At 42.9% G+C, this 25,707-nt stretch carries 28 protein-coding genes; 22 read left to right on the top strand and 6 right to left on the bottom strand.

Annotated features, from left to right (window positions below; genetic code table 11):
- The first annotated feature begins 85 nt into the window (after positions 1–85).
- The 3 genes from FN831_RS27770 (at position 86) to FN831_RS18925 (ending at position 2,211) form a co-directional block, all read left to right on the top strand.
- Positions 86–226: a hypothetical protein gene (locus FN831_RS27770; protein ID WP_185960540.1), complete on the top strand. Its 141-nt coding sequence runs from the start codon at positions 86–88 to the stop codon at positions 224–226.
- A gap of 382 nt (positions 227–608) precedes the next feature.
- Positions 609–1,475 carry a sensor histidine kinase gene (locus tag FN831_RS18930; RefSeq protein WP_185960539.1) on the top strand — a complete coding sequence of 289 codons (867 nt, stop codon included), beginning with the start codon at positions 609–611 and terminating at the stop codon, positions 1,473–1,475.
- Positions 1,476–1,512: 37 nt separating this feature from the next.
- Positions 1,513–2,211, top strand: a complete 699-nt coding sequence (locus FN831_RS18925) for a LytR/AlgR family response regulator transcription factor (protein WP_142529767.1) — start codon at positions 1,513–1,515, stop codon at positions 2,209–2,211.
- Positions 2,212–2,605: 394 nt separating this feature from the next.
- On the opposite strand, the gene FN831_RS18920 is transcribed toward FN831_RS18925, so the two are convergent.
- Positions 2,606–3,292, bottom strand: a complete 687-nt coding sequence (locus tag FN831_RS18920; protein WP_142529766.1) for an XRE family transcriptional regulator — start codon at positions 3,290–3,292, stop codon at positions 2,606–2,608.
- Positions 3,293–3,457: 165 nt separating this feature from the next.
- Between FN831_RS18920 and FN831_RS18915 the strand changes: the two genes are divergently transcribed.
- From FN831_RS18915 to FN831_RS18880, 8 genes are all read left to right on the top strand, one after another.
- A complete protein-coding gene (locus FN831_RS18915; protein ID WP_142529765.1) occupies positions 3,458–4,309 on the top strand; it encodes a hypothetical protein in 852 nt (283 codons plus the stop codon).
- A gap of 44 nt (positions 4,310–4,353) precedes the next feature.
- Positions 4,354–5,547 (top strand): glycine C-acetyltransferase, encoded by a 1,194-nt coding sequence (gene kbl, locus FN831_RS18910; RefSeq protein WP_142529764.1) that lies wholly within the window; start codon positions 4,354–4,356, stop codon positions 5,545–5,547.
- A gap of 136 nt (positions 5,548–5,683) precedes the next feature.
- Positions 5,684–6,721, top strand: coding sequence for a phenylalanine--tRNA ligase subunit alpha (gene pheS, locus FN831_RS18905; RefSeq protein WP_142529763.1), 1,038 nt, complete (start codon positions 5,684–5,686; stop codon positions 6,719–6,721).
- Positions 6,722–6,723: 2 nt separating this feature from the next.
- Positions 6,724–7,137: a Rieske (2Fe-2S) protein gene (locus tag FN831_RS18900; protein WP_142529762.1), complete on the top strand. Its 414-nt coding sequence runs from the start codon at positions 6,724–6,726 to the stop codon at positions 7,135–7,137.
- Positions 7,137–7,712 (top strand): TetR/AcrR family transcriptional regulator, encoded by a 576-nt coding sequence (locus FN831_RS18895; RefSeq protein ID WP_142529761.1) that lies wholly within the window; start codon positions 7,137–7,139, stop codon positions 7,710–7,712. The genes FN831_RS18900 and FN831_RS18895 overlap by 1 nt, the downstream gene beginning before the upstream one ends.
- Positions 7,713–7,816: 104 nt before the next feature.
- Positions 7,817–7,927, top strand: a complete 111-nt coding sequence (locus FN831_RS18890; RefSeq protein WP_142529760.1) for a phenylalanyl-tRNA synthetase subunit alpha — start codon at positions 7,817–7,819, stop codon at positions 7,925–7,927.
- Between the two features lie 105 nt (positions 7,928–8,032).
- Positions 8,033–9,451, top strand: a complete 1,419-nt coding sequence (gene rlmD / locus FN831_RS18885) for a 23S rRNA (uracil(1939)-C(5))-methyltransferase RlmD (protein ID WP_142529759.1) — start codon at positions 8,033–8,035, stop codon at positions 9,449–9,451.
- 4 nt (positions 9,452–9,455) lie between these two features.
- Entirely contained in the window at positions 9,456–9,863 is a 408-nt protein-coding gene (locus FN831_RS18880) for a hypothetical protein (RefSeq protein WP_142529758.1), read from the top strand.
- Positions 9,864–9,882: 19 nt separating this feature from the next.
- On the opposite strand, the gene FN831_RS18875 is transcribed toward FN831_RS18880, so the two are convergent.
- Positions 9,883–10,605 carry a head GIN domain-containing protein gene (locus FN831_RS18875; protein ID WP_142529757.1) on the bottom strand — a complete coding sequence of 241 codons (723 nt, stop codon included), beginning with the start codon at positions 10,603–10,605 and terminating at the stop codon, positions 9,883–9,885.
- A gap of 154 nt (positions 10,606–10,759) precedes the next feature.
- Entirely contained in the window at positions 10,760–11,476 is a 717-nt protein-coding gene (locus FN831_RS18870; protein ID WP_142529756.1) for a head GIN domain-containing protein, read from the bottom strand.
- A 135-nt stretch (positions 11,477–11,611) separates the two neighbouring features.
- Here FN831_RS18870 and FN831_RS18865 point away from each other — a divergent pair, with 135 nt between their 5' ends.
- The 4 genes from FN831_RS18865 to hemH all read left to right on the top strand — a co-directional run bounded on the left by FN831_RS18865 (position 11,612) and on the right by hemH (position 15,307).
- A complete protein-coding gene (locus FN831_RS18865; RefSeq protein ID WP_142529755.1) occupies positions 11,612–12,121 on the top strand; it encodes a phosphoribosyltransferase family protein in 510 nt (169 codons plus the stop codon).
- Between the two features lie 2 nt (positions 12,122–12,123).
- Complete coding sequence (locus FN831_RS18860; protein WP_142529754.1) at positions 12,124–13,170, top strand: glycosyltransferase family 2 protein; 1,047 nt, start codon at positions 12,124–12,126, stop codon at positions 13,168–13,170.
- A gap of 113 nt (positions 13,171–13,283) precedes the next feature.
- A complete protein-coding gene (locus FN831_RS18855) occupies positions 13,284–14,132 on the top strand; it encodes a 4-hydroxy-3-methylbut-2-enyl diphosphate reductase (RefSeq protein WP_142529753.1) in 849 nt (282 codons plus the stop codon).
- A 128-nt stretch (positions 14,133–14,260) separates the two neighbouring features.
- Entirely contained in the window at positions 14,261–15,307 is a 1,047-nt protein-coding gene (gene hemH / locus FN831_RS18850) for a ferrochelatase (RefSeq protein WP_142529752.1), read from the top strand.
- Here the strand turns inward: hemH and FN831_RS18845 are convergent.
- Positions 15,282–16,502, bottom strand: a complete 1,221-nt coding sequence (locus FN831_RS18845) for a 3-deoxy-D-manno-octulosonic acid transferase (protein WP_142529751.1) — start codon at positions 16,500–16,502, stop codon at positions 15,282–15,284. The genes hemH and FN831_RS18845 overlap by 26 nt on opposite strands.
- A 143-nt stretch (positions 16,503–16,645) precedes the next feature.
- Between FN831_RS18845 and FN831_RS18840 the strand changes: the two genes are divergently transcribed.
- The 5 genes from FN831_RS18840 to rfbB are packed head-to-tail and all read left to right on the top strand — an operon-like array spanning position 16,646 to position 21,617.
- Entirely contained in the window at positions 16,646–17,965 is a 1,320-nt protein-coding gene (locus tag FN831_RS18840) for a UDP-glucose dehydrogenase family protein (protein ID WP_142529750.1), read from the top strand.
- A complete protein-coding gene (locus tag FN831_RS18835) occupies positions 17,955–18,944 on the top strand; it encodes a UDP-glucuronic acid decarboxylase family protein (RefSeq protein WP_142529749.1) in 990 nt (329 codons plus the stop codon). The genes FN831_RS18840 and FN831_RS18835 overlap by 11 nt, the downstream gene beginning before the upstream one ends.
- A gap of 6 nt (positions 18,945–18,950) precedes the next feature.
- The gene (gene galE / locus FN831_RS18830) at positions 18,951–19,973 is read left to right on the top strand and encodes a UDP-glucose 4-epimerase GalE (protein WP_142529748.1); all 1,023 of its coding nucleotides are present in this window, start codon (positions 18,951–18,953) and stop codon (positions 19,971–19,973) included.
- Positions 19,974–20,540: a hypothetical protein gene (locus FN831_RS18825; RefSeq protein WP_142529747.1), complete on the top strand. Its 567-nt coding sequence runs from the start codon at positions 19,974–19,976 to the stop codon at positions 20,538–20,540. It abuts the gene before it with no gap.
- Positions 20,541–20,564: 24 nt separating this feature from the next.
- Positions 20,565–21,617, top strand: coding sequence for a dTDP-glucose 4,6-dehydratase (gene rfbB / locus FN831_RS18820; protein ID WP_142529746.1), 1,053 nt, complete (start codon positions 20,565–20,567; stop codon positions 21,615–21,617).
- Between the two features lie 57 nt (positions 21,618–21,674).
- Here rfbB and FN831_RS18815 read toward each other — a convergent pair whose 3' ends face one another.
- Together FN831_RS18815 and FN831_RS18810 are read right to left on the bottom strand one after the other, a co-directional pair.
- A complete protein-coding gene (locus tag FN831_RS18815; RefSeq protein WP_142529745.1) occupies positions 21,675–22,907 on the bottom strand; it encodes an ABC transporter permease in 1,233 nt (410 codons plus the stop codon).
- A 96-nt stretch (positions 22,908–23,003) separates the two neighbouring features.
- Positions 23,004–23,354: a HesB/IscA family protein gene (locus FN831_RS18810; protein WP_142529744.1), complete on the bottom strand. Its 351-nt coding sequence runs from the start codon at positions 23,352–23,354 to the stop codon at positions 23,004–23,006.
- Positions 23,355–23,498: 144 nt separating this feature from the next.
- Between FN831_RS18810 and FN831_RS18805 the strand changes: the two genes are divergently transcribed.
- Both FN831_RS18805 and FN831_RS18800 read left to right on the top strand, forming a co-directional pair.
- The gene (locus FN831_RS18805) at positions 23,499–24,029 is read left to right on the top strand and encodes a DUF7935 family protein (protein WP_142529743.1); all 531 of its coding nucleotides are present in this window, start codon (positions 23,499–23,501) and stop codon (positions 24,027–24,029) included.
- Between the two features lie 36 nt (positions 24,030–24,065).
- Complete coding sequence (locus FN831_RS18800; protein WP_142529742.1) at positions 24,066–25,613, top strand: acyl-CoA mutase large subunit family protein; 1,548 nt, start codon at positions 24,066–24,068, stop codon at positions 25,611–25,613.
- Positions 25,614–25,707: the final 94 nt, after the last annotated feature.

Raw genomic sequence — 25,707 nt, 5'->3', positions numbered from 1 at the left:
AATAATCAGTGCCTTACTGTTCTTGAAACGAGGTTGAGAATAATCAGGCATGAGATTTGTATTTTTTTATAATCATTCAAAAAATATGGATAAGAGATCATTCAATTTACTTTTTACACTTGTTGCAGCTTCAATGGTTGTAATTGGTACGTATAAAATGGCTAAAAAGAAAAACCACAGTCATAACAATCGTGTTCCTGCTGCCGTGGCCAGGATAAACAAATAAAGGATTCATGCAATCGGCATTTGCCTGCTTATCTATATAAATAAGCTATTCACCGATAAAATGCCGTTCATGCCGGGAAATAGGCGTTAATTTGTATATGTTACGTCCAAAGGCATTTTCTTTTCTTTTGCATATTGCCGGTTGGTTGTTATTTCTGATGCTGCCCCTGTTGTTTATGGAGAGCGGGCAGGAGGGGAACTGGCCTGGTATACTTTATTCTTTGCCTTTTCTGCGTTTTTGCGTTTGTTATATATCCCTTTTTTATATCAACAGCTATTTCCTTATTCCGGATTATTTTATCCGGAAAAAATATGTTACCTACTTTTCATGTGTAATCCTGCTGTTTGTAGGGGTATTTTATTTAAGGCCTTTTGATAAACTTATGAATAGCAGAGACCATAATTTCCGTAGGATGGAGATGCGTGGAATGCCGTACCACGGAGGTCCCGGGGAAATGCCTCCGCCAGGAAGGCCCGATATGGACCAGCGTTATGGCAGGCCGGGACAGGCCTTTGGGCCGGGGACGCAGATGAATGGAGGGCCGCGGCGGATGGCCAGGCGTATCGATATCAACAGTTTGCTCATATTTGTATTGGTAATGGCCTTTGGAATGGCCATCAGGTCTGTTGAGCAATGGCAGATTACCGAAAAGCGTGCGCTTCTTGCCGAGGCCGATAAAGCTATCGCAGAACTGTCTTTTTTAAAGGCACAGATCAACCCGCACTTTCTGTATAATACACTGAATAATATCTACACCCTTTCTGTTATAGGGAGCGAGAAGACTTCTGACAGCATCATGAAGCTGTCCAATATTATGCGCTATGTGACTGATGAGGCCGAAGCTGATTTTGTCCCCCTGTCCAGCGAGTTAATTTGTATAGGAAATTTTATTGATCTGCAGAAACTCCGTTTGGGGAAAATGGTGACACTTGAATATACCGTAGAAGGGGATCCTGCCGAGTACCAGATCTGCCCCCTGGTACTGATGACTTTTATAGAAAATGTATTTAAATACGGATTGAGCAATCATGTGCCGGCACTGATCGTGATTTATATCAGAATGGAAAAGGGAAATATTTTCTTTCACAGCCAGAATACAGTTTTTGACCATAAGAAACATCCTGAACGGTCGGGCATAGGTATTGCCAACACCAGGAAACGTCTGGAGCATTTGTACCCAAATAAGTATACCCTCGGGATTGATCAGGCAGATCAGTTATTTACTGTTGACCTGGTACTCCGGTCTTGATCATATTTTATATATTTAGGCAAACATAACGAATGATATGCGTCTAAAATGTGTTGCAATTGATGATGAACCGCTTGCAGTGGAACTGATCAGTACCTATATTTCCCGTTTTCCTGATCTGGAAATCTTACAGACATTTGAAGATGCGGTTTCGGGCGCTGAATATATGAACAGGAATGAGATCGACCTGCTTTTTCTCGATATCAATATGCCCGATATATCGGGGATTGATCTTGCAAGGGCACTGGATAAAAAGCCGATGATCATATTTACCACGGCTTATAAACAGTTTGCCTATGAAGGATTTGAACTTCAGGCCGTAGATTACCTGTTAAAGCCAATTGATTTTGACAGATTTACAAAAGCGGTGAACAAGGCTTTAGACTATTACCGTTACAAAAACAATGTTCAGCCCTCGTCTGATGACGCTTGTATATATGTACACTCAGAATACAGAATGGTTAAAATTGTGTTGAAGAACATAGAGTATCTGGAGAGTATGGAAGATTATGTGAAAATCCATCTTGAAGGCCTTTCGCCTGTTCTTACCCTGATGCCGCTGAAACGTATACTCGAAAAACTTCCTGCTGCGGATTTTAAAAGGATCCACCGCAGTTTTATAGTCCCTGTTAAAAAGGTACAATCCGTGCAGAACAGGAAGATGAGGCTGAGCGATGTAGAATTGCCGATCAGCGGTAGTTATGCAGATGAGGTTAAATTGTGGCTGAAAATGTGAAAAATGGATGGTATTTGTTTAAATAGCGGTAGTTTCAGGTTATTCCGCGGTTCGGCTTATGTTTTTGTATGCTGGCAATAATAAATTATGGTATTTCACGTTAACTTTTTGACATTTCGTTTGTAAAAGTGGTAAAGGTTCATGTAAAGTTGTTAAAAAGTGTTAATATTGTGAAGTGAATGATTGGAATAGCCATCTTTAGATGTTGAATGTTTAATTATTAAATAGATTGATACGATAAATATCAAATTCTTGCAATTATCTGTTGGATATTGCATTTTTTTGAGACTATCATAAAAGAAAAACCCGTTCATACAGGTTTATATTTGGTTAGAAAAGGGATGACTCTGGATGGATCATCCCTTTCTTGTTTAACCATATACCCGCAGGGATGTCAAAGCTGATTCCTGGTTATTTTGCCCTTTACAATAAACAATCGTTTAATCGCATTCCTGTCCAGGATTGTATCTCCCTTATAATTTGGATTTGATGCCCGGAGTACAATTTTGCTGTTGGTGTGGTGTTCAAAAAGCAGCTTCACTGTGGTGATATTGTTGGCATATTCATCAGTAATCACCAGATAGGCCTCGCCCCATTGAATGATGTCCTTGTTGATCACTTCACGTACTGCAATAATTTCCCCGCTAGCATATTTTGGGTACATACTGTCTCCGTATACCGGTAAATAGGCATCGCAGTCATTGAAGGGCCTGAAATTTACATAGTACTCCGGTTTTTCCCTTAACAGGTTAAACTGGCCCGAAGAAATCTCCGAGGGATTGATGTTGATAAAAGGAACGCCTTCATTTGACCCTGCTTTATCTGCGAAATCATTCTGATGAAGTTCCTCGTCTGTAAACATATTGCCTGTGCCGGTAGCCAGCCATTTTTCATTGATGTGATAATGTCTGATCACATCTTCTGAAAGCCGTTTACCAATTTTTCTTGCGCCGTTTTCGATAGGCGAGAAGTTGTTTACATGTTTGGCGATAACCCCGTAGAATTCCTGCAGGGTCATTTTCTTTGCCAGCCGTATCTCTTTTAATCGAGGTCCGAAATTTTCTCTTTGATTATCAGTCATTTATCTAATTACGAAAATTAATTATTAATATATAGCTTTATTATAGTAACGATTTATTATCTTTACCTTATAATTTATTGCAATATACGACATAATTATTTGAATCTGTATGTAGTTTAAATTATTTTTTATTCACCATCGTTAATTTCACCAAATAAAGCTGTTATGAGAACATCAATTTCAAATCTTACCGGAGAGCAGCAGAACAGCCTCCACCACCTGAACAAAGCGCTGAAAAGAGCTTTAAACCCATTAACCATTATTTGCTACGGCCACAGGTCCAGCATAAATTTTCAAAGCTCTGCTTTTCTGAATTCCGGAACTGTGAAAACCAATACGTCAGTATTTGACATTTTTTTAATGATTAGTGATGATGAGGCGCTGTCAGATGCCACAGTCCTTGAAATTGCAAAACGTTGTTTTGCTGAAGATATTGCTGGTAACATTATAGTTTTCAGATTGCAGGAAGTGCTTTCTGAGCTGAAAAACAGGAGCAGATTTTTTTCTTCTGTCTTTAGAAAGGGAATATTGCTCTTCAGAAATAAAAATATAATGCAGCAGCTTCCCCTTCCGCTGCCCTCAGTGGCCTTTATTACTTATCATGAAAAGCAACAACTTTCGTTGTTCTTACAGCTTGCACAGCAAGGCCTGCTCCGTGCAGAGCGGGACTTGAAAAACGGGATCAGCAGTTTACAGGCAACGCTGGGCCTGCTTCATGAAAGTGTGGGTTTTTCCCTCCGGTATTTTATCGGGGCCTGCTGTGGGGCTGAAGTAAGCGGGGATCTCAAAGAGCTGTTAAAATTTACCCTCAATACCGGGGATGTGCTCACTGAGGTTTTCCCATGCAACACTGACGAGGAAGTCATCCTTCTGGATGTGCTGAATTTATCGCTGATCGATCAGGGATTTTCTCCGGGCGAGCCTCTGCTGAGGACACTTTTCAAGAGGACATCCAAAATCCTGAAGCTCAGCCAGCGCGCGGCACAAATAAAGATCGCCCAACTTTTACCGGCATAATATGATAATTTTATAACTTTGACCGATCAATTATAAACTAAGTTATGTACAAAACACTGCAACCTGTTCTTAAACAGGAACTCGAACAAATAGAAAAAGACGGGCTTTATAAACGTGAACGCATAATTGTAACCCCCCAGGGAGCGGATATTAAAGTAAGTACGGGCCAGGAAGTAGTTAATTTCTGTGCTAATAATTATCTGGGGCTGTCTTCAGACCCAAGGGTTACTGCTGCCGCTAAAACTGCGATAGACAAATATGGTTACGGGATGTCATCTGTTCGGTTTATCTGCGGAACCCAGGATGTACATAAAGAGCTGGAAGAAAAATTATCCCGTTTTCTGGGAACTGAGGATACGATTTTATATGCAGCAGCATTTGACGCAAATGGCGGTGTGTTTGAGCCCTTGTTCAATGATCAGGATGCAATTATTTCTGATGAACTGAACCATGCTTCCATTATTGATGGGGTACGCCTGTGTAAAGCGAAAAGATTCCGTTATAAACACAATGACATGGCCGATCTTGAAGAACAGCTAAAAGCTGCCTCTGCCAACAGGCACAGGATCATTGTAACGGATGGCGCCTTCTCCATGGACGGCACGATCGCACAGCTGGATAAAATCTGTGATCTGGCGGATAAGTATGAAGCTTTGGTGATGATCGACGAGTCTCACTGCTCTGGCTTTATGGGCAAAACCGGAAGGGGAACGCATGAACATTGTGGTGTAATTGACAGGATCGATATTATCACAGGCACTTTAGGAAAAGCTTTGGGCGGTGCATCCGGCGGGTTTACTGCCGGTAAAAAGGAAATCATTGATATGCTGCGCCAGCGTTCAAGACCTTATCTGTTTTCAAATACGCTGGCCCCTGCCATAGCTGGTGCCTCTATCGCAGTACTTGATCTTTTGCAGGAAACTACAGAACTGAGAGATAAACTTGAAATAAATACAATGTATTTCCGTCAGCAAATGACTGCTGCCGGCTTCGATATCAAGGAAGGTGTGCACCCGATTGTTCCGGTGATGCTTTATGACGCTAAACTGGCCCAGGAATTTGCCGCAAAAATGCTGGAAGAAGGCGTCTATGTAATAGGATTTTACTATCCCGTAGTTCCGCAGGGAAAAGCGCGCATCAGGGTGCAGCTTTCAGCAGCACACGAGCAGCACCATCTGGATAAAGCGATTGCTGCATTCGTAAAAATTGGTAAAGAACTAAAAGTGATACCAGCATAATGATCTTTCATTTCTCCGGGGCCGCCTTTTGATTTTTCAGAAGGTGGCCTTTTGATATAAAGGAATGGGGCGGAAGCTTCATCAGCTGAAAAAAGACAATTATAAGCTATGAAAAAATAGCTGTATATTTGGCATTATGTTGCAGGATAAGATCACACAGTATACCATTGAAATTAATGCGTTTTCTACTGAAAATGCAGATGAATTAGAGCAATTTAGAATAAAATTCCTTGGTACAAAAGGAATTATAAAAGATATTTTTGACGAATTTAAAGCGGTTTCACCAGAAGAGAAAAGGACACTGGGGAAAGTTTTAAATGAATTTAAACAGCTGGCCGAAAATAGGTACCAGACATTAAAAGAGCTGGATACTGCAGTGTCAGGCGGAAAAGATGCAAGCCTTGACCTTACACTTCCTGGTGCTGGATTTGAAGTAGGCACAAGACATCCCCTGGCATTGGTAAGAAGAGAGATTGTTGAGATTTTCAGCAAACTTGGATTTGTAGTAGCTGAAGGCCCCGAAATAGAAGACGACTGGCACAATTTCTCTGCCCTGAATTTTCCTGAAGAACACCCGGCAAGAGATATGCAGGATACTTTCTTTATCAAAAAAGGCGGAGAACATGGTGATATCGCTTTGAGGACCCATACCTCCTCTGTACAGGTAAGGATGATGGAAGCCGGTAAACCACCTTTCAGGGCTTTGATGCCCGGACGTGTTTACCGTAACGAAGCCATCTCTGCAAGGGCACACTGCTTTTTCCACCAGGTTGAAGGATTGTATGTAGATGAGAAGGTTTCATTTGCAGACCTGAAACAAACCCTGTTCTATTTTGTGCAGGAGCTTTACGGAGAAGGTACCAAAGTAAGGTTCCGTCCCTCGTATTTCCCATTCACTGAACCATCAGCAGAGATGGATATTTCTTGTACGATCTGTAAAGGAGATGGATGCCAGTTATGTAAATACAGTGGCTGGGTAGAGATCCTGGGCTGTGGTATGGTAGATCCCAATGTATTGGAAAACTGTGGTATAGACAGCAAGAAATACAGTGGTTTTGCCTTTGGTATGGGAATAGAAAGAATTGCAAATCTTAAATTTGAAATAAAGGACTTACGTTTGTTCTCGGAAAATGACGCACGTTTCCTTAAACAATTTAAAACCTCATTGATCTAAGCATGGTCAGAGCAGCCTGGGTGATTGTACTGGTATTGATTTTGAGCGGATGCGGTAAAGCTACAAATGTGGTTCCCGATGTTGCCGTAAATCTTAATCTCCCGTTGACAGATCCCCGGCTGATCAATTTAAGCAGTTCCGGCCGCGCTGTAATTATTAATGGTTATGGTGTTTCCGGTCTGGTGCTTTACAGGACAATCCTAAACGGCTACGTGGCATATGACCGCTGCAGCACCGTTAATCCGGAGAACAGATGTGCCGTGGTTTTGGATGAAGGTGCTTTTACAGTAACGGATCCGTGTTCAGGAGCAAAATTTCTATTGGAAGATGGAAGCCCGGCAAAAGCCCCGGCTACACTTTCTTTAAAGCAGTATACTGTAAGAGTGTCGGGTATTACGTTACAAGTAACTAATTGATGGAACCAGAAAAGATCAAAGAGAGCATCATTAGAGCTGCTAAAGAGTTATTCAGGAAATATGGCTATCATAAGACCAGCGTAAATGAGATTGCTAAAAAAGCAAAGATCGCTAAAGCTACCATATACAAATATTTCGAAAGCAAAGAACAGGTACTGGATGCCATTTTAATGGATTATCTTGATCTCAACCTGCATGAGATCCTAAAAAACAAAGCACAGTTTACAGATGAGGAAGAACACCTCAAAGCCCTGGTGATGAAAACCTGCAGGCTCACTTACACCGTGTGCAATGAGTTTATTGGCTGGGACTTTGTCCGCGAGAATGCAAACTCACAGGAATTCCTTAAACACCTGTCGGATCAGCTGGAATCACTGCTGCTGTCTGCCTACCTTGGGCTGGACCACTTTAAAAACAATCCTTCCAGAAGAGAAGGCCTGGCATTCCTGCTCAAGGCAAGCAAAAGCATTGTCTTCTCCTTCGCATTTACATCGGTCAGCGATTCTGATGTCCGCAAAAACTTTGTGAGCTTCCAAAAGGAAATATTGCCTTTCCTGGTGAAGGCCGCACTTTAAGCCCCCGCGTATATTATCGAAGTGATAAATTATTGTCATTTCTTTGTATACCGTTTTGGTTTTCGGTATATAAACGGTTATATTTACGTATAACGTCGTTTGAAATGAGCAAAGAGATCTTGGAAATTTCTATTTTGGTTGATGAAAAATTTGATGTAAGCTTTAATCTTGTTCAAGGCATTTTTGGATTAATCCTAAAGGTTTTTGGAAAATAAAGCTGATTCTACATCATCTCCCTAAGGGTGTAATTCGCATACCCCTGAAATCCCTGTGCCTAAAAAATAGGAACTGTTAAATACAAGCTTTAGCTTTGCAGCAGAATGAGTAGAAATAGAAAAGCTGGAACAGTTACTATCCTTCCCAACTTAAGTATTATTGATATTGCTGAAGAGGGCAAAGGAGTAGCAAAAGCAGACGAGTTAGTCGTGTTTGTAGATAAAGCCGTGCCAGGCGATATCGTTGATGTAAAAGTTGTAAAAAAGAAAAAGAATTTTGCCGAGGCCGTGATTGAAACGCTGCACACCGCGTCTGATTTGAGGACTGACCCTTTTTGCCAGCATTTTGGCACCTGCGGCGGATGCAAATGGCAGCACATGCAATATGATGCACAGCTGCACTTCAAACAGAAAAATGTTGAAGCCGCTTTACAGCGACTGGCAAAAGTAGATACTTCTTCTATGGAGCCTATCCTGGGATCTGCAGAAAATAAATATTACCGTAATAAACTTGAATATACCTTTTCCAATAAACGCTGGCTGAATTCTACGGATATGGCGGATCGCGATGACCTGGAAATGAATGCCCTTGGGTTCCACGTGCCGCTGCGCTTTGATAAAATACTTGACATCCAGCATTGCTACCTGCAGGCAGAGCCATCAAATACCTTAAGAAACCAGGTGAGGGGCTATGCACTGAGGACAGGCCTGAGCTTTTATGACCTCCGTAACCATGAAGGAAATCTGCGTAACCTGATTATCAGGACTTCCTCAACCGGTGAGGTAATGGTGGTGGTGGTATTTGCGTATGTGGAGCAGGAACAGGTAGACGGACTGATGGAATACCTGAAAGTTAACTTCCCTGAAATTACTTCCCTGCTTTATATCATCAACCAGAAAAAGAACGATACGATCTTTGATCAGGACGTGATCACGTATGCCGGCAGGGAGTACATTTTTGAAGAGATGAACGGGCTTAAGTTTAAAATCGGTGCCAAATCATTTTATCAGACCAACTCTTTACAGGCCCATGAGCTGTATAAAATCACTAAAGATTTTGCAGGCTTCAGCGGTGATGAGCTGGTGTATGATCTCTATACCGGAGCAGGTACGATTGCCAACTTTATCGCCGGCAGTGTAAAGAAGGTAATTGGTGTTGAATATGTGCCAACAGCCATTGAAGATGCAAAATTCAACTCTGAACTAAATGGCATCGATAACACCTTGTTTTATGCAGGTGATATGAAGGATATTTTAACTACTGCATTTATTGATGCGCATGGTAAACCAGATGTAGTGATCACCGACCCTCCACGGGCCGGGATGCATGCTGATGTGGTAGCGCGCTTACTTGAGATGGAAGCAGAGAAAATCGTTTATGTAAGCTGTAATGCAGCCACGCAGGCAAGAGACCTTGCTTTGCTGAAAGAGAAATATGAAGTGAGCCGTATCAGGCCTGTTGATATGTTCCCGCATACACAACATGTGGAAAATGTAGTGTTGTTAAACCTGATCAAAAATTAAGAAGATGGATATAGAAGAGTTAATGCCACAGCAGCCGGAAGATGCAGGGAAAGAGAAAAAGGTAAGTCCGCTGGTGAGCCTCGAAAAAGATCTTGAGCTCTATAAAGATTCAATTCATGAGATTGCTATTGAGATTATCGCAGAGGGCATTTCAAAGAACCCGATATTTGTTGCACACCAGCATACGGTTTCAATAGGGGAGATGATCCTGAACAGGGAGGAACTGAATACCAACTGGACAATCCAGGCTTCGATGTTTGAGGAGTTTGTAGAAAAGGGAATTATTCAGCCCGCATATAAAGAGCTGTTTTTGAAAGCTTACAAAAAGCCCGAAGATTATATGTGTGTATTTGTGATTGTTCCTGAAGGGGCGAATTTCATTTACTACCCTTATAACGTAGGTAAAAGATAAATAGCAAAAGCCATCCTGATTACTGGATGGCTTTTACATTTCCGCTTTTGGAACCCGCAGAATTCTCTACCACAGGGTTTCCCTTATATCTGATATTGCCGCCGCTGCTGGCTGTGGCCTGCAGTTCCTTGCTTACGCTAATCTTTACATCAGCACCTGAACTTGCCGTTACGCTGGCGTAGCCCGAAGTCATTTCAACAGCATTTACACGGCTGCCGCTGCTCGATTCCAGTTTCAGTTTGCCCACATTTCCATTCAGTAGAGCCGATGCTCCGCTATTGGTTCTCATTTGCAATTCAGGACAGTCTATCCCGGCAGTTACAATGGCACCTGATGTTACCAAGATGCTCAGGATATTACTTTTCAAGGTGTTCTCCGTTTTTACTGAATTGCCTTCGGTGGCTTCAATCAGGTTAAGGTTCTGATAGCTGATAAAAACCTTTGCCGTTCTGTTGAGCCATCTTTTTCTTGTACTTTTAATGAGCTCCCATTTGATATTTACACTGTTTCCCGACTGTTCTACTACGATTGCATCAATCAGCGCATCGTCTGCAACGATTTTGGCATGCTCTGCCGCGCCCTGCGTAATGATGAGTTCTATGCCCGTAGTGACGTGGATTTCTGAAAAGTCTTTTAAGGCTATTTCGCGGGATACCTGGACTTGCGCAATGGTAGCAGAAGCAGTTATTGAGGTAACGACAAATAAGAATAGAAAAGATTTAACCAGGCGCAATGATTTCATATGAATGATTTGTTTCAATGTTTCAAATATGTGATTTAAAACGCACAAACCCTCGTTTTTGTATAAACAAGGGTTTGCGCGATTTTGTCCTCAAATCTTTTTGTTCCAATTGGCAGCAGAATGCCGTTCAGCATTATTTCTGATAGTTCCTGGTTTAATCTATCCTCGATACGCTCGAACTTCTTGAATTGCTGGTGTTCTTTAATGAAGCAGTACCTTTGTACCTGATATTGCTCCCGCTGCTGGTGTTGGTTTCAAGCCCTTTTGCCACATTGATTTTGATATCGGCGCCAGAATTGGTATCCGCCCTTGCATACTGGGTAGCCAGGTTAAGTGCATTGACAGAACTTCCTGAGCTGGATTTAATTTCCATATTCGTGGCCGTACCGGCAATCGATACTGAAGCGCCGCTGTTGGTGCTCAGCTGCAGTTCATTACACGATATCTTCGCATCCATGCTTGCACCTGAAGATACGGCGGCATCCAAATGATCGGTTTTCAACGTGTTGTCGGTTATCAGGGAGCTTCCGCTGCTGGCAGAGATGCTGTTTAACCTTTTATAAGTGATGTATACTTTGGCATTTCTGTTTTTCCACATTTTTTTAATGCCCCAGTTTTCTTTCCAGCCTATTTTGATGCGGTTACCGCTTTTTTCAAGGACAACATCATTGATCACATCGTCATCAGCAACAATCCTGGCCGATTCTGATGTGCCTTGTATAATATGCAGGTCGATGCCCGCAGTTACGGCCACTTCTGAGAAATTGTTTACTGCTACATTTTTGGTTTCCTGCGCCTGTAAATTTAAACTGCCGACTGCCATAGCAATCAGCCATAAAGCTGCGGGTTTTATCAGGGAGAGAGTTTTCATATCTATATATTCTTTAGGTTTACAGAAATTAGACGCCAGACATGGCCAAACGTTGCAGCGATTTGAAATTATTTTTCAGATATTTGATTCTGAAGCTTAAAATCCTTCTTTTTGTACGCTAACAAACATTTACAAATGGCCGATTCACGATTACTGATCCTCGATAAAAAACAAATCCAGCAAAAAATCAACCGTATGGCTTACCAGATACTGGAAGACAACCTGAATGAAAAGGAAATCGTGCTGGCGGGTGTTTGGGACAGGGGATATAAACTTGCGCTGAGATTAAAAGATATCCTGCTTGAAATATCAGATCTGAAAGTAACCATGTTTAAAATTGAATTGGAAAAAGATACAAGCAGCCTCAAAGCAGTTACCGATCCTGAGCCCGTAAAAGTGAAGAACAAAGTGATCATCCTTGTTGATGATGTGCTCAACAGCGGCAAAACACTGGCCTATGGTTTTGGTGTATTCCTTAACACTCCCCATAAAAAAATACGCACTGTGGTGCTGGTAGACAGAAGCCACAAGATCTTCCCTGTAGCCACCGATTTTGTAGGCCTGCAGATGGCTACGGTACTAAAGGAACATGTGGATGTGGTCCTGGATGTTGAAGGGCAGGAGGATGGCGTTTACCTGAGCTGATTATGCTTAATCTGGCGTTCATTTATATCGTATTGATTTTCCTGGTACTTCGGTTTTCTGTTACTCTTTTTAATTTTTTATCCAACCCCAAGCTGGGCAAGTACGGAAAGCATTTTACCAGTAAGGTATCTGTTGTGATCCAGGTAACTACTGATTCGTACAGCCTGATCAATCTGCTGAACTCGTTTAAAAAACAGGATTACACGAATATAGAAGTGATCGTTACGCAGCCAGTAAAACTAAAGAGCAGTGCTGAGCTGAAAGCACTTATTGACAGTGACCCCCGCTTTCAGCTCAGGAAAAGAAATTCTTTTAGTATTGAAGACACCACTGGTGAGTATCTTCTTTTTCTTGAACCTCAGGTAGTGGTACACAATGGTCTGATCAATAGCCTGATCTACCGGACTAAAGTTTTTAACCTGACCCTGCTCAACATTATCCCGATGGTTTCGCTGCGGGGCCTGGTAAACCATATCCTGCTGCCTCTAAACAGCTTTGTGCTGTTTAACCTGATCCCCTTGCGCCTGGTGCGCCTTTTTTCCAGCCCTGTTTTTGCCGCAGGTGGCAGTGAATGTATGTTCTTTGATGCCGAAACCTATAAAGCGTACCACTGGCAGCAGAAGGTAAACAGGAAAGTTCCCGAAGCAGTGGATGTAGTGAGGGCCGTAAAGGAGGAAGGCTTTAAGGTAGAAACCTTGATCGGCAACCGGCTCATTTCTTTGTCTGCCCCCGCAGCATCGAAACGTTTATTCAGTAAAACCGGCGTACAATTGCTAAAAGCTTTTGGCAATAATATTTTTGCCGCAGTAGTATATGTGCTGCTGGTGGTGATGGGTCCGCTGGTGATGTTCTTCAACTATGAGTACAGCCTGCTGGTGCTTCCTGTAGGGCTCATTTTCCTGAGCAGGATCATGATTTCCTTTTTATCAGGACAGAACCCTTTCTGGAACGTACTGCTCCATCCTGTACAGATGGTTTTTATGATGGTTGCCGTTATCCGTGAATCGTATTTCCGTTTGATAAGGATGATCAGAAATAAGAATTTGTAATCCCGGATAAGAGTTTTGAATATAACACTCAACAGACATGCGTATCAAACTCTTTTTGTGTAATTTTGTAGTGTACATGCATGGACATAATGGCCGCTGATAAAATAAATGATATGAACTACAACTTGTCTGTTACTATTGATAAAGCTTCAGGTTTTTGCTTTGGAGTAGTTTATGCAATAGAGATGGCCGAAGATATTCTGGCTGAAGAAGATTATTTGTATTGTCTTGGTGATATCGTGCATAATGACGAAGAGGTAAGGCGTTTAACCGATAAGGGCTTAAGGATCATCGATCATGAGCAATTGCAGGGGCTTCGCAATGAGAAAGTACTGATCAGGGCACATGGGGAGGCACCTTCTACCTATGAGCTTGCCCTCAACAACAACCTGATTTTAATTGATGCTTCATGCCCTGTGGTATTGAAACTGCAGAACAGGATTAAAAATTCTTATGACGACAGGGAGCAGATCCTGATTTTTGGTAAACACGGCCATGCCGAAGTGATTGGCCTGCAGGGACAGACTGATGGCAATGCAATCGTTTTCCAGGATCTTGCAGAACTGGACGACGTAGATCTGCCGGCTAAATTTACACTGTACAGCCAGACCACCAAAAGCACTGAGAAATTTTATCATATCAAAGACCAGCTGCTGAGCAGAGGTTACGAAGTAAAGGCCAATGATACCATCTGCAGACAGGTGTCTAACCGCTACGAAGACCTGGAGCAGTTTGTAGTGAATTACGACAGGATTATTTTTGTATCCGGAAAGAAATCATCCAATGGCAAGGTGTTATATGATGTGTGCAAAAAACATAATGATCAGTCGTATTTTATTTCCAGTACCGATGAGCTCGACCTGAGCTGGTTTAATCCAAATGACAAAGTCGGGATATGCGGTGCTACATCGACGCCTATGTGGCTGATGGAACAGGTTAAAGCAGAACTGGAATCATTCTGATCAGGAACCGCTGTTCATCATTAAAAAGTAATTATTAATTGCCCTTTTCGCGGGCAGTTTAGCTAAATGTATATTTGTTTCAGTTATTGGCCTGAGTTATTTTGTCAGGTTGGTTTCTATCTGTAGTTATGGGAAAAAAAGGTGTTTTATTAGTGAATTTGGGGACTCCCGATAGTCCTGAAGTAAGTGATGTACGAAGATATCTGGATCAGTTTTTAATGGATGAAAGGGTAATAGATATCCCGGCATTTAACAGGACATTACTGGTTAAAGGTATTATCGTTCCGTTCCGGAGCCCTAAGACCGCAAAATTGTATAAAGAAATCTGGGATGAAAATGGATCACCGTTACTGTATTACAGTAAGATCCAGGCGGCAATGGTACAGGAACAGCTTGGCCCTGAATACCATGTAGAGCTGGCCATGCGCTACCAGAGCCCCTCTATTGATACTGCTCTTGCCAATATGAAAGCCGGACTGGTAGAAAGTATCCAGGTAATCCCTCTTTTTCCGCAATATGCCTCGGCCAGTACCGGCTCGGTTATTCAGAATGTGATGGAGATCGTGGGAAAATGGCAGACTATCCCGCCGATATCATTTGTAAACTCGTTCCACGATAATGATGTGATGATCGATACCTTCGCAGACAACGCCAGGAAATTCCAGCCCGAAACTTATGACCAGATCTTATTCAGCTTTCACGGCCTGCCCGAACGCCAGCTAAAGAAATGCGACCATTCCGGCAGCCACTGTCTTAAAACAGCAAACTGCTGCGAGACTTTGACCGATGTAAATAAATTCTGTTATTCTGCACAGTGCCATGATACGGCCCGTTTAATTGCAGAACGACTGGATATTCCGGCAGATAGATATTCTGTATGTTTTCAATCCAGGTTAGGAAAAGAACCATGGGTGCAGCCCTACACTACGGATACACTGAAAGCACTTGCTGCCAGAGGCAAAAAGAAGTTACTGGTATTTTGCCCTGCTTTTGTGGCCGACTGCCTGGAAACCTTGTATGAAGTAACAGTTGAATACGGCGAGGAATTTAAAGCGCTGGGAGGCGAAGAAGTACAGCTGGTGCCTAGTTTAAATGATTCTCCAAAATGGATTGGCGGACTGGTTCAGATGATCAGAGACCAGCACATGCCTAAATATACTGCCCTAAGTGTTTAATGATTTGTGCCGTTGACCCGGTTTTATCTTCAACATATTTCTTTGCTGCAGCTCCTGCGGCATGATCTTTCTGCAGCCTGATAAAAGCTGCAGAAAGCTCCTCAGCAGATTGTACAGTGATTGCTGCCTGCAGCGCAAGTAAATCTTTTGCTTCCTGGAACTTATCATATTTGGGTCCGAAGATTACCGGAAGCCCGAATGCTGCGGCCTCCAGCGTATTGTGGATGCCGGTTCCAAATCCCCCGCCAATATAAGCGATCTTTCCATACTGGTAAACTGATGAAAGGATGCCGATGTTATCAATGATCAATACCTGATCAGCAGAAGCTGCAGCTGATTCCCCAAGCTGTGTGTATCTGGCTGCAGCGGGCAGCAGTTTTAATATTTCGCTGATATGTGCTGTATGTGTTTCGTGCGGCGCGATGATAAACTTCCATTCCGGGAATTTTAAAATTACTTCTTTTAACAATTGTTCGTCTGGCAGCCAGGTGCTTCCCGCAATAAATACAGGTGCTGCACCACAAAATTTGCTGATCAGTGGCAGCTCTTTTGGATGCTTTGCATTTTCGGCCACCCTGTCAAACCTGGTGTCGCCGCTCAGGGATACATTGTTCAGATCTAAAGCTTTTAACAGGTTTACACTTTGCTGGTTCTGTACAAAGAAGTAGCTTACATTCCTTAAAATACCTCTGTAAAAATCTCCGTACCACTTAAAAAAGGCCTGCTCCGGTCTGAAAATCCCTGAAATGATAAAGAGCGGAACCCCTTGCTGATGCAGGGCGCTGAAATAGTGGTGCCAGAATTCGTACTTGGTAAAAATGGCAATCTCAGGATTGATCAGGCGGACAAATTCTGCGGCATTTTTCTTGGTGTCAAGCGGTAAATAAAACACACCCTCCGCCAGCGGATAATTTTTGCGGATCTCAAATCCAGAAGGTGAAAAAAACGTAATTACGATAAGTTTGTCAGGATATTTATGCTTTAATTCCTCTAAAACCGGCCTTCCCTGTTCAAACTCTCCGAGTGAGGCAAAATGAAACCAAACGTGCTTTTTTGTAATATCAACCTTATTCTTAATAATGGTAAATATATTTTTTCTGCCATTTAAAAATAATTTAGCTTTATTATTAAATATCGAAGCTATGTGGAGAACTATTGTGTATAAAAAAATTCCAAAATTATAAAGCCAGAGCATTTTGTACGTTTATTTATTATCTTAGCCGAAGATAGTCGATTAATTTTTAAAATTTGTCCATTATTCGCTAAGACGGTATGTCATAGCGTTATGAACTCATACTTGTTTAATTTAAGCTACTTAATTATTAAAAATATATTCATATGAAAATTGCCGTAATCGGAACAGGGTATGTTGGACTCGTAACTGGAACTTGTCTTGCAGAAACAGGTAATACTGTGATATGCGTAGACATCAATGAAGCTAAGGTTTTGAAAATGCAGAATGGTGAGATACCCATTTATGAACCAGGCCTGGATGTTTTGTTTTTGCGTAATATCGAGCAAAAACGACTGACATTCACTACTGATCTTGCTTTAGCAGTGAAAGATGCTCAAATTATTTTTATGGCGCTTCCAACGCCTCCTGGTGGTGATGGTGCCGCAGATTTGTCTTATATTCTTGGCGCTGCCAAAGACATCTCTAAACTGGTTACCGAGTACAAGGTGATCGTAAATAAATCAACCGTGCCAGTAGGTACGGCAGATAAAGTAGCAGCCGTATTCGCTGCACATACTGATATCGAAATTGACGTGGTTTCAAACCCTGAGTTTCTTCGTGAAGGTGTCGCTGTAGACGACTTTATGAAACCTGACCGTGTGGTAATCGGAACACGCAGCGACCGCGCTAAAAAACTGATGGGCGAATTATACGGGCCATATGTACGCCAGGGAAATCCAATCCTGTTTATGGATGAGAAATCTTCTGAGCTGACAAAATATGCAGCAAACTCTTTCCTTGCTACTAAAATCACTTTCATGAACGAAGTGGCTAACCTCTGCGAGCTTGTAGGTGCTGATGTAGATTCAGTCCGTAAAGGAATTGGTTCTGATGAAAGAATTGGAAAACGCTTCCTTTTCCCGGGTATTGGTTATGGTGGTTCATGTTTTCCTAAAGATGTTCAGGCACTTGCCAAATCCGCAGAAGAGAACAAATATGATTTCGCCATACTGAAAGCAGTAATGGAAATCAATGAAAAACAGAAAACTGTACTGGTAGAAAAGGTTGCCAAATATTACAAAGGCGATCTTACAGGAAAGCATTTTGCACTGTGGGGACTTGCATTTAAACCTGAAACGGATGATATCCGCGAAGCTCCGGCATTGTATATCATTGATGACCTGGTTAAAGCAGGCGCTACGGTTACAGTTTTCGATCCCGAAGGAATGGCGAATGTGAAAAACGTGATCGGTGATAAGGTTGTTTATGCAGAAAACCAGTATGATGCTTTGGAAGGCGCTGATGCCTTGCTGATCGCCACTGAATGGTCTGTTTTCCGTAATCCTGATTTCGATAAAATGGAAGAAAAATTAGTGAACAAAGTTATTTTTGACGGGCGTAACTTATATGACCTCAATAAAATGATTGAATTGGGATATTATTATAACAGTATTGGCCGTAAATTGGTAGAAAATGGAGCGTAAGAGAGTATTAATAACCGGTGCTGCCGGTTTCCTGGGCTCGCATTTATGCGACAGGTTTATCAAAGAAGATTACCATGTGATTGCAATGGATAACCTGATCACGGGCGACCTGCAAAATATAGAACACCTGTTTGCGCTGGAGAACTTTGAGTTTGCCCACCATGATGTTTCTAAATATGTATATGTTCCCGGAAAGCTGGATTATATCCTTCATTTTGCTTCTCCGGCCAGCCCGATTGATTATCTTAAAATTCCTATTCAAACTTTAAAAGTAGGTTCACTGGGAACACATAACCTGCTTGGGCTTGCCAAAAATAAGAATGCAAGGATGATCATTGCTTCAACTTCTGAAGTGTATGGCGACCCGAACATTAATCCGCAACCCGAAGAATACTGGGGCAACGTAAATCCTGTAGGGCCAAGGGGCGTGTATGACGAAGCTAAACGTTTCCAGGAAGCCATTACTATGGCTTATCATACATTCCACGGTCTGGAAACCCGTATCGTTCGTATCTTCAATACGTACGGACCAAGGATGCGCCTCAATGACGGACGCGTTTTACCTGCGTTTATCGGACAGGCACTGAGAGGCGAAGACCTTACAGTTTTTGGGGATGGTTCACAAACACGCTCTTTCTGCTATGTGGACGACCTTGTAGAGGGTATCTACAGATTACTGCTGAGTGATTATGCACAGCCGGTAAACATCGGAAACCCTGATGAGATCACGATTGGCCAGTTTGCTGAAGAGATTATTAAACTGACAGGTACTACGCAGAAGGTAATCTATAAGGAACTTCCTGTAGATGATCCCAAGCAACGCCAGCCGGATATTACCAAAGCCCGCGCCCTGCTGGGCTGGGAGCCAAAGGTAGACCGTGCAGAAGGCTTAAAAATTACTTACGAGTATTTCAAAAGCCTGCCTGCAGAAGCACTGGTGAACAAAGAACATAAAGATTTTACAACTTATAACCGCTAATCAGCAATGGGGAAGATATTAGTTACCGGTGGAACTGGTTTTATTGGTTCTCATACCGCAGTTGAGCTCATCAATGCTGGCTACGAGGTGATCCTGGTGGATGATTTTTCAAATTCCAATCCAAAGATCTTAACCCAGCTGGAAACAATTACGGGTAAAAAGCCTGATTTTACTGAACTTGATCTCTGCGATGAGCAAAAGGTACAGCAATTTGTGGCCGCCCATCCGGATATTACAGGCGTGATCCATTTCGCGGCTTTTAAAGCTGTGGGCGAATCGGTAAATTTTCCGCTCAAATACTACAGGAATAATTTCTACTCGCTGATCAATGTGATCAATGCTTTTAACAGCAATGTGCAACTGGTGTTTTCATCCTCATGTACGGTATATGGCCAGCCAGACCAGCTGCCTGTAACAGAAGATGCACCGGTAAAAAGAGCCGAATCTCCATATGGAAATACGAAACAGATCGCGGAGGAAATCCTGACGGATACCTGCGCGGTTTCTCCTGATCTGAAAGTCATCTCCCTCCGTTATTTTAACCCGGTTGGTGCGCATGATTCGGCATTAATCGGTGAACTGCCGATCGGTGTTCCTCAGAACCTGGTGCCTTTTATCACGCAGTCTGCTATAGGAAAGCGTGGCCAGATCACTGTGTTTGGAAGCGATTACAACACGCCGGACGGCAGTGCGGTAAGGGATTATATCCATGTAGTAGACCTTGCAAAAGCGCATGTTGCTGCAATCAAACGTCTTGAAGGCGGACAGGCTGAAAGTAACTATGAAGTTTTTAACCTGGGTACAGGTAAAGGTTCATCAGTGCTGCAGATTATCCAGGCTTTTGAAGCGTCTACAGATGAAAAGCTGAACTATACCATAGGCCCGAGAAGGGATGGAGATGTTGAACAGGTTTGGGGCGATGTGACTAAATCGGCAAAGGACCTGGGCTGGACTGCAGAACTCGATGTAAACGAGATGATGCGCTCTGCCTGGAACTGGGAAAAATATCTTAAAGATAACCCTTTCTAAATGCTGTTAAAGGATCATAAAGATCTTAAGGCTGCCATTACGGCCATCCCTCCTAAAGAAAAGGATAAGTTATTGCTTCGTCTGATCGCAAAAGATAAGGTGCTCACTGAGCACCTTCATTTTAAACTGCTGGAGAACGAAACAGACCTGGAGGAGAGAGCTGTTTTACTTACTGAGGAAATTGACGAGTCCATTTCAGCCTTGTTAAAACTGAAGAAGCATACTTCTAAAGACGCAATGACCGCATTCAGAAAACTCAACGGAAGGGTAAATCATCACTATAAAGTAACCAAAGATCCCAATACTGAAGTTGAACTTCGTTTACATTTGTTAAATATTGTACCTTTGGACTATAATGAGAGCGTTTTTTCGCCCCTCGCAAAGTTTAACGAGCGACTAAAAACCTATTATTTAAGGACTGCCCTTGCACTGTATAAAAAGTATATCAAGCTGCATGAGGATTTACAGTACGACCTTAAAGATGAATTTAACGCCATACTCGCAAAGTTGGGAGAACAGCGATTGACAAAGGCCGCACGCGAAATTGGCCTGCCAGAAGAAATATAAAGATTAGCATTAAACAATCTACTGATGAAAAAAATTTTAATAACCGGCGGAGCAGGATTTATAGGCTCTCACGTAGTGCGCAGATTTGTGAATAAATATCCTGATTACGAAATCGTAAATCTTGATAAACTAACTTATGCAGGTAATCTTGCCAATTTAACTGATATTGAGGCAAGCCCGAATTACAGATTTGTAAAGGCCGATATTACTGACGCTGTAGAAATCAATGAGCTCTTCGAAAAAGAGAATTTCGATGCAGTGATACACCTTGCGGCAGAATCGCATGTAGACCGTTCTATAACGGATCCTACTGCTTTTGTAATGACTAACGTAATCGGAACTGTTAACCTGCTGAATTCGGCACGTGAGTTCTGGAAGGGTGATTATGACAAAAAAAGATTTTATCATGTTTCTACCGACGAGGTGTATGGTGCATTAGGTGACACAGGTATGTTTACTGAAACTACCGGTTATGATCCGCACAGTCCGTATTCGGCGTCAAAAGCTTCGTCTGACCACTTTGTAAGGGCATACCATGATACTTATGGAATTGATGTGGTGATTTCTAACTGTTCCAACAATTACGGTTCTCACCACTTTCCTGAAAAACTGATTCCCCTGGCCATCAATAATATCAAAAATGGTCTTCCGGTACCGGTTTATGGTAAAGGAGAGAATATCCGCGACTGGTTATGGGTAGAGGATCATGCAAGGGCTATCGATGTGATCTTCCACGAAGCTAAAACAGGGGAGACCTACAATATTGGTGGTCACAATGAATGGAAAAATATTGACCTGATCCATCTGCTATGCAAGATCATGGACAAGAAGCTTGGACGTGCAGAAGGTGAATCTGCCAGTCTGATCACTTTTGTAACAGACCGTGCAGGGCACGACCTGCGTTATGCAATTGATTCTACGAAACTGCAGGAAAAATTAAACTGGGTACCAAGCCTTCAGTTTGAAGAAGGATTGGAGAAAACAGTTGAATGGTATTTGGAGAACGAAGAGTGGTTAACCAACGTAACCTCTGGTAACTACCAGAAGTATTACGAAACGCAATACAGCGCAAGATAGTATTGTCTTGTTTTTAACTATAAAAAGGGAGCGTATCTGAGATGTGCTCCCTTTTTTTTACTCATACCGTAAGGCCTCTACAGGGTCCAGCTTTGATGCCTTTCTTGCCGGATAATAGCCTGACAGCACACCAACCAGTACGCAGAGCACAAATCCGCCAAAAATAAACAGCCATGGAATGATAAATGATCCGCCCATGGCCAGTGAAATTGCATTTCCCAGCAAAATCCCGAAGAGTATGCCCATTGTACCCCCCATCAGGCAGATCATTACAGCCTCTATAAGGAACTGTTTGCGGATCACCGAAGGGTTAGCTCCAATAGCTTTCCTGATGCCTATCTCGCGCGTTCTTTCGGTTACGGATACCAGCATGATGTTCATGAGCCCGATAGAGGCGCCAACCAGCGTGATCACACCGATCGTGATACCCCCGATGGCTATCATGGCCAGGTTTTCGAATAAAGTTTGTGCAACGGCATCACTCTTGGTAATTTCAAAATTGTTTGGCTCCGTAATTTTCACTTTCCGCACCTTTCTGAATTCAGCTGTAGCCTCACCAATCACTGTTTCCATCTGTTCGTTGCTGTTTACAGTAACAGTCAGCGTATAGGAAGGATTGCTGCTGGAGTTGATCACCTTGGCTTTGTACAGGGGTATAAATACAGCCCTGTCGGTATTGGATCCCATACTGGAGCCCTTGCTGGCAAGTACCCCTATTACCTTGAGCCGGCTGTTACCGGCGGTGAGCACTTTGTCTATAGGGGATTCGTGTTTAAATAAGGTGGTGGCAATCTCACTGCCGATAATACACAGGTTATTGCCAAGTTCTGCTTCGGCACTGCTGAAATTTCTGCCCTGCGCCAGATCAAGTCCCTGTGCTTTCAGTCCGTTTTCATCAATTCCCTGTATAGATATGTTTGGATTCGTTTTCTCCTTGCTGTATTTGGCAGTAGCGCCACGCGTGGCTGTTACGCTGATGGTAACCGATGCAGGAGCATCCAGCCGGTTTTTTAATGCAAAGGCATCTTCGTAACGTATCGATTTAAATGGTTTGGGACCTTCACCTGGCCCTCCGATACGGATACCTGTTCCCCTGTTTCTGATGGTGAACGAGTTGGCCCCCATATTTGAGAAGGCCTCCGTCATGCTTTTCTTTACGGCATCAAGTGTAGTGAGGATTCCCACCAGTGCCGACAAGCCAATAGCAATGATCAATGCGGTGAGCATCGTACGGAGACGGTTGCTTTGTATCGCCTGCAGGGCAAGCCTGATATTTTCGGTATAGGTCATTTCCTCAAATCGATTTAGATGGAGTTAACAGAACTAAAAAAGTCCCGCTGCTATGACAACGGGACCTGCAAAATGTTACACGCGAACGAAAAAAACTTAAACTGAGAAACTGGTTCCGCAACCGCAGGTACTGTCTGCATTTGGGTTGCTGAAAGTAAAGCCCCTGGAGTTTAGCCCGTCCTGCCAGTCTACCTGCATTCCCAGCAGATACATTTGGTGCGCTTTATTCATATAAATCTTAATTCCGTCAATGATAAATTCCTGATCGCCGTCTTTCTTCTGATCAAAACCAAGCAGATAGCTCATTCCTGAACATCCGCCGCCTTCAACACCAACACGCAAACCAAAATCGTCAGATATTTCCTGCTGGTCTTTTAACTTTAAAAGTTCTTTTACGGCCGTTTCAGTAAATGAAACCGGTGCAAATGCTGTTTCAACTATGCTCATGATATATCTAATTAGGTTTCACAAAGATAATAACAAATGGTTTATACTGCATACAGCTAAATCCTGCGCATCGTCAATTTGACGTAAAGAATTGAATTTATTCATAATAAAAACACATTTTTGTTAGCAATTAACAATCATAAAATGAACATACAATATTTTTTTGCACAGGTTGCTGTGCATGCTGCAGGTGGAATTATCATGCTTACCGTATCTTGGTTCCTGCTCAAAAATGATATCCTGAAATACTTTCTGCCACAGGCTGCTGAAAGCGGGAAAGAAGAGGGGGGGCGGCTGCTTCAGCTCCGCCTGCAGGCACATGAGCGCATGATTGTTTTTATAGAGCGCCTTAATCCCTCAAACCTGTTCCTGAGGCTGTATGAGCCGGGTGTTCCCGCTGTAGAATTGCAGGCGCGGATACTGAATGAAGTGCGGACGGAGTACCAGCACAATGTAAGTCAGCAATTGTATATAAATGCCGCAAGCTGGAATGTATTGCGTAAATTGAAAGACGATACCATTGCGATGGTCAATAATGCTGTTGGGACACTGCCGGCAGAGGCCAGTGGCAGGGATTTGAGCAGGACAGTTTTGGAACACCTGGCAGGGATAGCCGAAAACCCGTACGATCTGACGATAGAGCTGATCAAACAGGATATTCATCAGTTGTTTTAAACTGTAAACCAAATATAAATTATTTGTATTCTACGTATGGAAGAAAAGAAGTGCTTTACAAGCTCTGCCATAGAGATCAGACCGCTCTATACGGAAGCCCGCAGGATCACTGAGAAGCCTGGTGAATTTCCTTTTACAAGGGGAATACAGCGGGATATGTACAGAGGCCGGTTATGGACCATGCGGCAGTACGCCGGTTTCAGTACTGCTGAGGAATCCAATCAGCGGTACCATTACCTGTTACAGCAGGGCACAACAGGTTTATCAGTGGCCTTTGATCTGCCTACACAGATTGGCTATGATTCCGACCATGAGCTGTCTGAGGGGGAAGTAGGCAAGGTAGGAGTGGCTATTGATTCACTACAAGACATGGAGATACTTTTTGAGGGCATCGAACTGCAAAAGATCACCACCTCCATGACCATCAATGCAACCGCATCCATCCTGCTGGCGATGTATATTGCGCTGGCGAAAAAACAGGGTGCAGACCTCCGTCAGATTTCCGGGACCATCCAGAATGATATCCTTAAAGAATACGCTGCCAGAGGTACCTATATTTATCCGCCAAAGGCCTCTATGCGGATCATCACGGATATTTTTGAGTATTGCAGCAGGGAAGTGCCCAAATGGAACACGATCTCAATTTCGGGCTACCATATCCGCGAGGCCGGATCTACCGCTGTGCAGGAACTTGCCTTTACGCTTTCCAATGGCAAGGCCTATTTGAATGCTGCCCTTGCAAAAGGGCTTGATATCAATGTTTTTGCAAAAAGGCTGTCCTTCTTTTTCAATTGCCACAACAACTTCTTTGAAGAAATTGCAAAATTCCGCGCTGCACGAAGAATGTGGGCAAAGATGACCAGAGATCTTGGCGCTACCGATGAAAAAGCGCAGATGCTGCGTTTTCATACCCAGACCGGAGGATCTACTTTAACAGCGCAGCAGCCGATGAATAACATCGTGAGAGTTACCAATCAGGCTATGGCCGCAGTGCTTGGCGGCACGCAGTCTTTACACACGAACGGTTATGATGAAGCACTGTCACTTCCTACAGAAGCTGCTGCAAAAATTGCCCTGCGCACCCAACAACTGATCGCATATGAGAGCGGGGTAGCCGACACCGCAGACCCTCTGGCGGGATCCTATTTTGTGGAAACGCTGACGGACGAAATTGAATGCGCGGCGCAGTTATACATTGATAAAATTGATATCATGGGAGGATCGGTAGCTGCGATAGAAAACAGATATATGCAGAATGAAATCGCCGCCGCTGCTTATAATTATCAGCTGGAAATTGAAGATGGTGGCCGGGTTATTGTAGGTGTGAACAGATTTGCACAAACAGAGGAAGTGTTTACCGATACCCTTCAGATTGATGAGTCGATCAGATCAATACAAATTGAAAAGATAAAACGTTTAAAGGAAGGGAGAAACAGCGTTGAAGTGGCTTCTGCGCTTGATAGATTGAAAACTGCCGCAGAATCTTCGGATAATTTGATGCCATTTATTCTTAGCGCAGTTGAGGTTTATTGTACGCTTGGAGAAATCTCAGATGTACTGCGAACCGTTTTCGGAGAGCACTAAAAAGATGTTAAGAAATAGTTATCCACACAAAAAATTGAGGTTAAGCGGGGTACTGCTCTGCTGCCTAAGTACTTACTAAATAAATGAAATTTTA

The organism is Pedobacter westerhofensis (assembly GCF_900182595.1).
Classification (GTDB): Bacteria; Bacteroidota; Bacteroidia; order Sphingobacteriales; family Sphingobacteriaceae; genus Pedobacter; species Pedobacter westerhofensis.
The sequence above is the reverse complement of the archived record's forward strand: the minus strand, read 5'-3'. Positions and strand labels throughout refer to the sequence as shown.

Coding starts and splice junctions, on each gene's coding strand:
- FN831_RS18800 (WP_142529742.1), top strand. CDS start 24,066: ATGGAAGAAAAGAAGTGCTTTACAAGCTCTGCCATAGAGATCAGACCG.
- pheS (WP_142529763.1), top strand. CDS start 5,684: ATGTTGCAGGATAAGATCACACAGTATACCATTGAAATTAATGCGTTT.
- FN831_RS18920 (WP_142529766.1), bottom strand. CDS start 3,292: ATGACTGATAATCAAAGAGAAAATTTCGGACCTCGATTAAAAGAGATA.
- FN831_RS18840 (WP_142529750.1), top strand. CDS start 16,646: ATGAAAATTGCCGTAATCGGAACAGGGTATGTTGGACTCGTAACTGGA.
- FN831_RS18930 (WP_185960539.1), top strand. CDS start 609: ATGAATAGCAGAGACCATAATTTCCGTAGGATGGAGATGCGTGGAATG.
- FN831_RS18915 (WP_142529765.1), top strand. CDS start 3,458: ATGAGAACATCAATTTCAAATCTTACCGGAGAGCAGCAGAACAGCCTC.
- FN831_RS18835 (WP_142529749.1), top strand. CDS start 17,955: ATGGAGCGTAAGAGAGTATTAATAACCGGTGCTGCCGGTTTCCTGGGC.
- FN831_RS27770 (WP_185960540.1), top strand. CDS start 86: ATGGATAAGAGATCATTCAATTTACTTTTTACACTTGTTGCAGCTTCA.
- FN831_RS18900 (WP_142529762.1), top strand. CDS start 6,724: ATGGTCAGAGCAGCCTGGGTGATTGTACTGGTATTGATTTTGAGCGGA.
- FN831_RS18870 (WP_142529756.1), bottom strand. CDS start 11,476: ATGAAAACTCTCTCCCTGATAAAACCCGCAGCTTTATGGCTGATTGCT.
- FN831_RS18845 (WP_142529751.1), bottom strand. CDS start 16,502: ATGCTCTGGCTTTATAATTTTGGAATTTTTTTATACACAATAGTTCTC.
- FN831_RS18810 (WP_142529744.1), bottom strand. CDS start 23,354: ATGAGCATAGTTGAAACAGCATTTGCACCGGTTTCATTTACTGAAACG.
- FN831_RS18855 (WP_142529753.1), top strand. CDS start 13,284: ATGAACTACAACTTGTCTGTTACTATTGATAAAGCTTCAGGTTTTTGC.
- FN831_RS18815 (WP_142529745.1), bottom strand. CDS start 22,907: ATGACCTATACCGAAAATATCAGGCTTGCCCTGCAGGCGATACAAAGC.
- FN831_RS18860 (WP_142529754.1), top strand. CDS start 12,124: ATGCTTAATCTGGCGTTCATTTATATCGTATTGATTTTCCTGGTACTT.
- FN831_RS18880 (WP_142529758.1), top strand. CDS start 9,456: ATGGATATAGAAGAGTTAATGCCACAGCAGCCGGAAGATGCAGGGAAA.
- FN831_RS18925 (WP_142529767.1), top strand. CDS start 1,513: ATGCGTCTAAAATGTGTTGCAATTGATGATGAACCGCTTGCAGTGGAA.
- FN831_RS18895 (WP_142529761.1), top strand. CDS start 7,137: ATGGAACCAGAAAAGATCAAAGAGAGCATCATTAGAGCTGCTAAAGAG.
- hemH (WP_142529752.1), top strand. CDS start 14,261: ATGGGAAAAAAAGGTGTTTTATTAGTGAATTTGGGGACTCCCGATAGT.
- FN831_RS18805 (WP_142529743.1), top strand. CDS start 23,499: ATGAACATACAATATTTTTTTGCACAGGTTGCTGTGCATGCTGCAGGT.
- FN831_RS18825 (WP_142529747.1), top strand. CDS start 19,974: ATGCTGTTAAAGGATCATAAAGATCTTAAGGCTGCCATTACGGCCATC.
- rfbB (WP_142529746.1), top strand. CDS start 20,565: ATGAAAAAAATTTTAATAACCGGCGGAGCAGGATTTATAGGCTCTCAC.
- FN831_RS18890 (WP_142529760.1), top strand. CDS start 7,817: ATGAGCAAAGAGATCTTGGAAATTTCTATTTTGGTTGATGAAAAATTT.
- kbl (WP_142529764.1), top strand. CDS start 4,354: ATGTACAAAACACTGCAACCTGTTCTTAAACAGGAACTCGAACAAATA.
- galE (WP_142529748.1), top strand. CDS start 18,951: ATGGGGAAGATATTAGTTACCGGTGGAACTGGTTTTATTGGTTCTCAT.
- FN831_RS18865 (WP_142529755.1), top strand. CDS start 11,612: ATGGCCGATTCACGATTACTGATCCTCGATAAAAAACAAATCCAGCAA.
- rlmD (WP_142529759.1), top strand. CDS start 8,033: ATGAGTAGAAATAGAAAAGCTGGAACAGTTACTATCCTTCCCAACTTA.
- FN831_RS18875 (WP_142529757.1), bottom strand. CDS start 10,605: ATGAAATCATTGCGCCTGGTTAAATCTTTTCTATTCTTATTTGTCGTT.